The following is a 7,474-nucleotide window of genomic DNA, read 5'->3' as shown; positions in this document are numbered from 1 at the left end:
GATCAAGATGGTGCAGGCGATCCGGCATGGAACGCTGCCCGCCTCGCTGCATATCGATGAGCCGAGCCCGCATGTGGACTGGGAGAGCGGCGCGGTGCGGCTGCTGACCGAGCCGGTGGAGTGGCCGAATGGTGAGCGTCCGCGCCGGGCCGGCGTGTCCTCCTTCGGCGCCTCCGGCACCAACGCCCATCTCCTTCTTGAACAGGCCCCCGAGCCGATCGAGCGCGTCGCGGCCGAGCCCGTGGCCGCTCCCGACCACCGGTGGACCGTCCCATGGCCACTGTCCGCGCGGAGCGCCGGGGCGCTGCGTGGCCAGGCCGCCGCCCTGGCCGAACGGATCGCCGGGCACTCGGAGATGTCGGCGGCCGATGTGGGCTGGTCACTCGCCACCACCCGGGCGCTGTTCGAGCACCGGGCGGTGGCGTTGGCCGATGACCGCGCCGAGCTGCTGGCCGCCGTGGAGGCGCTGGCCACCGGCGAACCCCATCCGGGGGTGGTGCTCCCCGGTGGTGGAGTGGCGGCGGGCAAGACCGTGTGGCTCTTCAGCGGTCAGGGCAGCCAGCGCCAGGGGATGGGGGCCGGGCTGTACGACCGGTTCCCGGTGTTCGCCACGGCGTTCGACGAGGTCTGCGGACTGCTCGACCCCCACCTCGAACACCCCCTCCGCGAAGTGGTCTTTGCCGGTGTGGCCGAGCGGCCGGGGCTGTTGGACCACACCACCTACGCCCAGGCGGGGCTGTTCGCGCTGCATATCGCCCTGGCGCGGCTGCTCGACTCGTTCGGCGTACGCCCGGACGCCGTCATCGGGCATTCGATCGGCGAGATCGCCGCCGCCCATGTCGCCGGGGTCTTCGACCTCCCCGACGCCTGCCGACTCGTGGCCGCCCGCGCCACGCTCATGGGGCAACTTCCCATCGGCGGAGGCATGGCCACCATCGCCGCCACCGCCGAGGAACTCGCCGAGGATCTGGCGGCATACGACGGCCAGGTGGGCATCGCCGCCCTGAACACCCCCGGCAACACCGTGGTCTCCGGCCCGGTCGAGCTGGTCGCCGACATCCGCGCCACCTGGGCGGCGAAGGGCCGCAAGACCAGGTCCCTGACGGTGAGCCATGCCTTCCACTCCCCGCTGATGGACCCCATCCTGGAGCCGTTCGCGCGGGCCATCGACGGCCTGACCTTCCACCGGCCCACCCTTCCGGTGCTCAGCAATCTCACGGGTGAGCCGGCCGACGAGGAAATGGCCACACCCGACTACTGGGTACGGCATATCCGCCAACCCGTGCGATTCCACCCCGCCGTCGCTCATATCGCGCCCGAAACCGGCGTCTTCCTCGAGCTCGGCCCCGACCCCGTTCTGGCCACCGCGACCCAGCACACCCTTCAGCACCTCACCGCCGACGAGACGACGGCCGACAACGACACCGACACCGACGAGGGCGGGGGCGGAGGCGAGGGCGAGGCCAGGGCCGGGCGGCCGAACCCGCTGGTGGCGGCGACCCTGAGCCATAAACGGCCCGATGCCCACGCCCTCGGCCACACCCTCGCCCAACTGCACACCCATGGCACCGATGTCGACTGGGCCCGCTGGTTCCCGGCCGATCCGGCGCCCCGGACGGCGGATCTGCCGACGTACGCCTTCCAGCGCGAGCGCTACTGGCTGGCGGCGGGTGGTGGCGTCGGGGACGTGGGGGCCACCGGGCTGCAGCGCGTCGAGCACGCGCAACTGCCCGTCGCCGTCGGGCTCGCCGATGGCGGGCTGGTGCTGACCGGCCGGATTGCGGCCGGGGGCGCCCGGAGCTGGCTGACCGAGCATGTGATGGCCGGGACCGTGCTGGCGCCGGGCGCGGCGCTGGTGGAGTGGGCGCTGCGGGCCGCCGACGAGGCTGGCTGCGGCGGGGTGGAGGAGCTGACGCTCCAGGTCCCGCTTGTCCTGCCCGCGTCCGGCGGGCTGCGTGTTCAGGTGGTGGTCGACGTGGCCACCGAGGACGGGCGGCGCGATGTGCGGGTGTACTCCCGGCCCGACCGCGATGTCGAGCCCGGCGCGGACCCGGGCTGGGTATGCCACGCCGAGGGCATCCTGGGCCCGCCGTCCCCGCGGGGCCCCGCGCGGGTTCCGGTGGACGAGCCGGGCCCGGCGTGGCCTCCGATGGGCGCGGAGCCCGTACGGCTGGACGGGTTCTACGAGCGCGCCGAGGCGTCCGGGTACGCGTACGGGCCGTCGTTCCGTGGGCTGCGGGCGGTATGGCGGGATGGCGCCGATGTGCTCGCCGAAGTGGCGCTGCCCGAGGCCGCCGGAGACGCGGAGGGGTTCGGTATCCACCCCGCACTGCTGGATGCCGCGCTGCATCCGGCGTTCCTCCTGGACCGGCCCGAGGAGGACCACGATGACGGCCGGGTGTGGCTGCCGTTCGCCTGGCACGGCGTATCGCTGTGGGCCGGCGATGCCACGACCGTACGGGTCCGGCTCTCGCCCCAGCGGCAGGAGGCGGGTGGCGCCGAGGGCGAGCGCGGGCTGCGGGTCGAGGTGGCCGACGCCGTGGGCGGTCCGGTGCTGACCGTCGACTCGCTGGTGCTGCGCCCCGCCGCCGTAGACCAGTTGCGGTTCTCCGACGGGCCGCAGGTGGACGGGCTGTTCACCCTGGAGTGGACGCCTCTGCCCGTTCCCGCACAGGGCACCGACACGGAAGGTCTGGAGCCGGATCCGGCGGACGGCGGCGGTTGGGTGGTTCTGGGCCCGGACGAGTGCGGGCCGATCGTGCCGGGCGCGGTACGCCATCCGCATCTGGAGGCGTTGGTGTCCGCCCTCGACGGTGACGGCCTCACCCCCTCGGTGGCCATCGCGTATCTCAGTGACCCGTCCGACGGGCCCGATGGGTATGTGGGTACGGACCTGGCGGCCGTCGGTCTGGCGGCCTCGGAGCGGGTGCTGGAGCTGGTACGGGACTGGCTGGCCGAACCTCGGCTGGCCGACGCCCGGCTGGTGCTGGTCACGCGGGGAGCGGTGGCGATCGACGTGCCCGAGGGGGAAGGCACCGGAGACGGCGGCGTGGACATGGCCGGGGCCGCCGTATGCGGGCTGGTGCGCAGCGCGCAGGCGGAGAACCCGGGACGGTTCCTTCTGGTCGATCTCGACCCGGACGCCGAGCCGCTCGCCGAGGACGTGCGCAGCGCGGTGGCGTGGGCGGCGCACCTGGACGAGCCGCAGATCGCACTGCGGGCGGGGCGGCTTCGGGTGCCCCGGCTGATCCGCGCCGGTGGTGTGAGCAGCGGCGGTCTGGCCGCACTGGTGGGCCGGCCCGCATGGCGGCTGGAACTGACCGGCGCGGCCACGGTGGAGAACGTGAAGCCGGTGCCGTGCCCGGAGGTGCTTGAGCCCCTCGAACCGCACCAGGTGCGGGTGGCGGTGCACGCGGCCGGTATCAACTTCCGCGACGCGCTGATCAGTTTGGGCATGGTCCCGGGCCAGACGGGGCTCGGTGGCGAGGGTGCCGGTGTGGTGCTGGACATCGGCCCCGAAGTGACCGGGCTCGCGGTGGGCGACCGGGTCATGGGGGTCTTCGACCGCGCGTTCGGCCCGACGGCGGTGACCGACGCCCGCATGGTGGCGCCCATTCCCGCCGGGTGGACCTATCCGCAGGCGGCCTCGGCGCCGGTGGCGTACCTGACCGCCTGGTACGGGCTCGTGGAGCTGGCCGGGCTCCGGGCCGGGGAGTCGGTCCTGATCCATGCCGCGACCGGCGGTGTGGGCATGGCGGCCGTGCGAATCGCCCGCCAGCTGGGGGCGGAGGTCTACGCGACGGCGAGCCCCGGTAAGCACGGGGTGCTGGAGGAGATGGGCATCGATGCGGCCCACCGGGCCTCGTCGCGCGATCTGGACTTCGAGGAGGTGTTCCGCGAGGCCACCGGCGGACGTGGTGTCGATGTGGTGCTCAACAGCCTCGCCGGGCCCTTCGTTGACGCGTCCCTGCGGCTGTTGGGCGAGGGTGGCCGACTGATGGAGATGGGCAAGACCGACCTCCGTGACCCCGAGCGCGTGGCGGAGGAGCACCCGGGGGTGACGTACCAGGTCTACGACCTGATCACCGACGCGGGACCCGAACGCGTCGGCCGGATGCTGGGCGAACTGGGCAAGCTGTTCACCACCACCGGAGCCAGCGAGGCCACCGAAGCTATCGAAGTCGCCGGGGCCGCCGAGGTCACCGGAGCTGCCGGGGCTATCGAAGTCGCCGGGGTCATCGGGGCTACGGGAGCCGTCGGGGCCGCCGGGGGCATCGAACGCGCCGGAGGCGTAGAGGCCGCCGGAGCTGCCGGGGCTGCCGGAGTCGCCGGGGTCACCGGGGTTACGGGAACTGTCGGGGCTGCCGGGGGCATCGAACGCGCCGGAGCCGCAGAGGCCGACGGAGCCACCGGAGCCACCGGAGCCACCGAGCTCACCCGAGCCGCCGAGGTCAGCGAAGCCGCCGGAGTCATCGACGTCACCCGAGCCCCCGACTCCACCGCAGCCTTGCCGCCGCTGCCGGTGCGGACCTGGCCGCTGAGCCGGGCACGTGAGGCGCTGCGCCATCTCAGCCAGGCCAAGCACACCGGCAAGCTGGTCCTGGACATCCCCGCCCCGGTGGACCCGGACGGCACAGTCCTCATCACCGGTGGCACCGGGACCCTCGGCGCGCTGGTCGCCGAACACCTCGTACGGGTCTGGCGGATCGGGCATCTGCTGTTGGTGAGCCGCCGGGGCCCGGACGCGCCGGGCGCCCGGGACCTCGCCGACCGGCTGGCCGCTCTGGGCGCGCGAGTACGCATCGTGGCCGCCGATGTCACCGACGCGACAACCGTGGCCGAGTTGGTGGCGGGGGTCGATCCCGCGCATCCGCTGACGGGAGTCATCCATGCGGCGGGTGTGCTGGACGACGCGGTCGTCACCGCGCAGACTCCCGAACGGCTGGCGCGGGTCTGGGCGGCGAAGGCCACTGCCGCGGCGCATCTGCACACCGCGACGGCACATCTGCGCCTGGGCGCGTTCGTGCTGTTCTCGTCGGCCGCCGGAGTCATGGGCAGCCCGGGTCAGGCCAACTACGCGGCGGCAAACGCCTTCTGCGACGCGCTGGCGGCCCACCGCCAGGCGCTGGGCCTGCCGACGGTCTCGGTGGCGTGGGGCCTGTGGGCCGAGGCCAGCGAGATGACCGGCGCGCTCGCCGACGCGGACCTGGCCCGGATGTCCCGCTCGGGCGTCACCGCGATGGCCGCGGACCACGCGCTCCGGCTGCTCGACGCGGCGGCCGAGCACGGCGGCCATCAGCTGATCGCGGCGGATATGGACACCCGTGTCCTCGCCGCCCAGCCCGCCGAAAGCCTCCCCGCCACGCTCCGCGCCCTCGCCGCCTCCGGTGCCGGTGCCGGTGCCCGTGGCGCGGCGGGGCGGCGTACCGCGGCGGCCGCCGACGCACGGCCGGACGATTGGGCCGACCGGCTGGCGGGCCTGTCCGTCGCGGAACAGCAACACGCCGTCCTCCAGTTGGTCCGTGGCCACGTGGCCACCGTGCTCGGACACGCCGACGCCGAAGCGGTGCGGGCGGACACCAACTTCAAGGAGCTGGGATTCGACTCGCTGACCGCCGTCGAACTGCGCAACCGGATCGCCGCCGCCACCGGTCTGCGCCTGCCCGCCGCCCTCGTCTTCGACTATCCGGACGCGGCGGTGCTGGCCGACTACCTGCTGGAGCGCATCGCCCCGGCGGTCGGCGCCACACCGGGCCGGGGAGGCGCCGATCCGGTCCTCAATGAACTGGCCAGGCTCGAAGCCACCCTGATCGGCCTCGAGATGGAAGACGGCGACTCGGGGGCGATCACGGCACGGCTGGAGAGCCTGCTGGCGAAGTGGAAGGCGACACGAAAGTCGGCGGAGGAAGAGATGACCGCCGCGGAGAGGCTGGAGTCCGCGTCCGCGGCCCAGGTTCTCGACTTCATCGACAACGAACTGGGCGTGTCCTGAATGTGCCGGGCGCGACGACCGCTGAGGGCCGGGTGAAACCTCATGGTGAACGTGAATGAAGAGAAACTGGTCGAGTATCTCAAGCGCGTTTCCGCGGATCTGCACGATACGCGCCAGCGTTTGCGTGAGGTGGAGGAGCGATACCAGGAGCCGATCGCGGTCGTGAGCGTCGCCTGCCGGTTCCCGGGCGGGGTGAACACACCGGAGGACCTGTGGCGGCTGGTCGCGGACGGCGTGGACGCCATCGGGGACTTCCCCACCGACCGCGGCTGGGATCTCGACAGCCTCTATCACCCGGACCCGGACCACCCCGGCACCACATACGTCCGCCGGGGCGGATTCGTCTACGACGCCGACCGATTCGACCCCCAGTTCTTCGGCATCAGCCCGCGCGAGGCACTCGCCACCAGCCCCCAGCAGCGGCTGCTGCTGGAAACCGCCTGGGAGGCATGCGAACGGGCGGGAATCGACCCGGTGTCCCTCAAGGGCTCCCGGACGGGCGTCTACGCCGGTACGGCCACCACCGGCGGCACCACATCGGGCGACCTTCCGCAGAAGGGATCCGAGGGATACGCGGGCAACGCACCGAGCCTGCTCTCGGGACGGGTGTCCTACACCCTAGGCCTGGAGGGACCGGCCGTCACGGTGGAGACGGCGTGTTCGTCGTCGCTGGTCGCGATCCATCTGGCCTGCCAGGCACTGCGGCAGGAGGAGTGCGCCCTGGCCCTGGCCGGCGGGGTGACGGTGATGACCACTCCCGAGGTGTTCACCGGCTTCTCCCGGCAGCGCGGGCTGTCCCCGGACGGTCGGTGCAAGGCGTTCTCGGCGAACGCCGACGGAACGGGATGGGGCGAGGGCGTCGGCCTGGTGCTGCTGGAGCGGCTGTCCGACGCCCGGCGCAACGGCCATCGGGTGCTGGCGGTGATCCGCGGCTCGGCGATCAACCAGGACGGTGCCAGCAACGGCTTCACCGCGCCGAACGGCCCCTCCCAGCAGCGGGTGATCCGCCAGGCCCTCGCCAGCGCCCGGCTGGCCCCGTCCGAGGTGGACGTGGTGGAGGCGCACGGCACGGGCACCAAGCTGGGTGATCCGATCGAGGCCGATGCGTTGATCGCCACGTACGGCCGGGGCCGGCCGGAGGACCGGCCGCTGTGGCTCGGTTCGTTGAAGTCCAACATCGGGCATACGCAGGGTGCGGCGGGTGTGGCCGGTGTGATCAAGATGGTGATGGCCCTGCGGCACGGCGTACTCCCGGCCACCCTCCATGCCGAGGAGCTGACGCCCCATGTGGAGTGGGACGGCGGCGGTGTGCGGCTGCTGACCGAGCCGGTGGAGTGGCCGAACGGTGAGCGCCCGCGCCGGGCCGGTGTGTCGTCTTTCGGGATCAGTGGCACCAATGCGCATGTGATCGTGGAGCAGGCTTCTGAGGAGGATGTGCCGACCGAGCCGGTCTCCTCGGACCTGGGCACGGTTCCGTGGGTG

General features: G+C 72.9%; 2 protein-coding genes. Both read left to right on the top strand.

The genetic code is table 11. The features are described 5' to 3' along the window. The first annotated feature begins 10 nt into the window (after positions 1-10). Positions 11-5,992, top strand: coding sequence for an SDR family NAD(P)-dependent oxidoreductase (locus NP777_RS46310; protein ID WP_256656228.1), 5,982 nt, complete (start codon positions 11-13; stop codon positions 5,990-5,992). Positions 5,993-6,034: 42 nt separating this feature from the next. After that, a partial coding sequence (locus NP777_RS46305) for a type I polyketide synthase (protein ID WP_256656227.1) occupies positions 6,035-7,474 on the top strand: 1,440 nt, incomplete at its 3' end.

This window comes from Streptomyces rugosispiralis, from assembly GCF_024505145.1.
Lineage (GTDB): Bacteria > Actinomycetota > Actinomycetes > Streptomycetales > Streptomycetaceae > Streptomyces > Streptomyces rugosispiralis.
The sequence above is the reverse complement of the archived record's forward strand: the minus strand, read 5'-3'. Positions and strand labels throughout refer to the sequence as shown.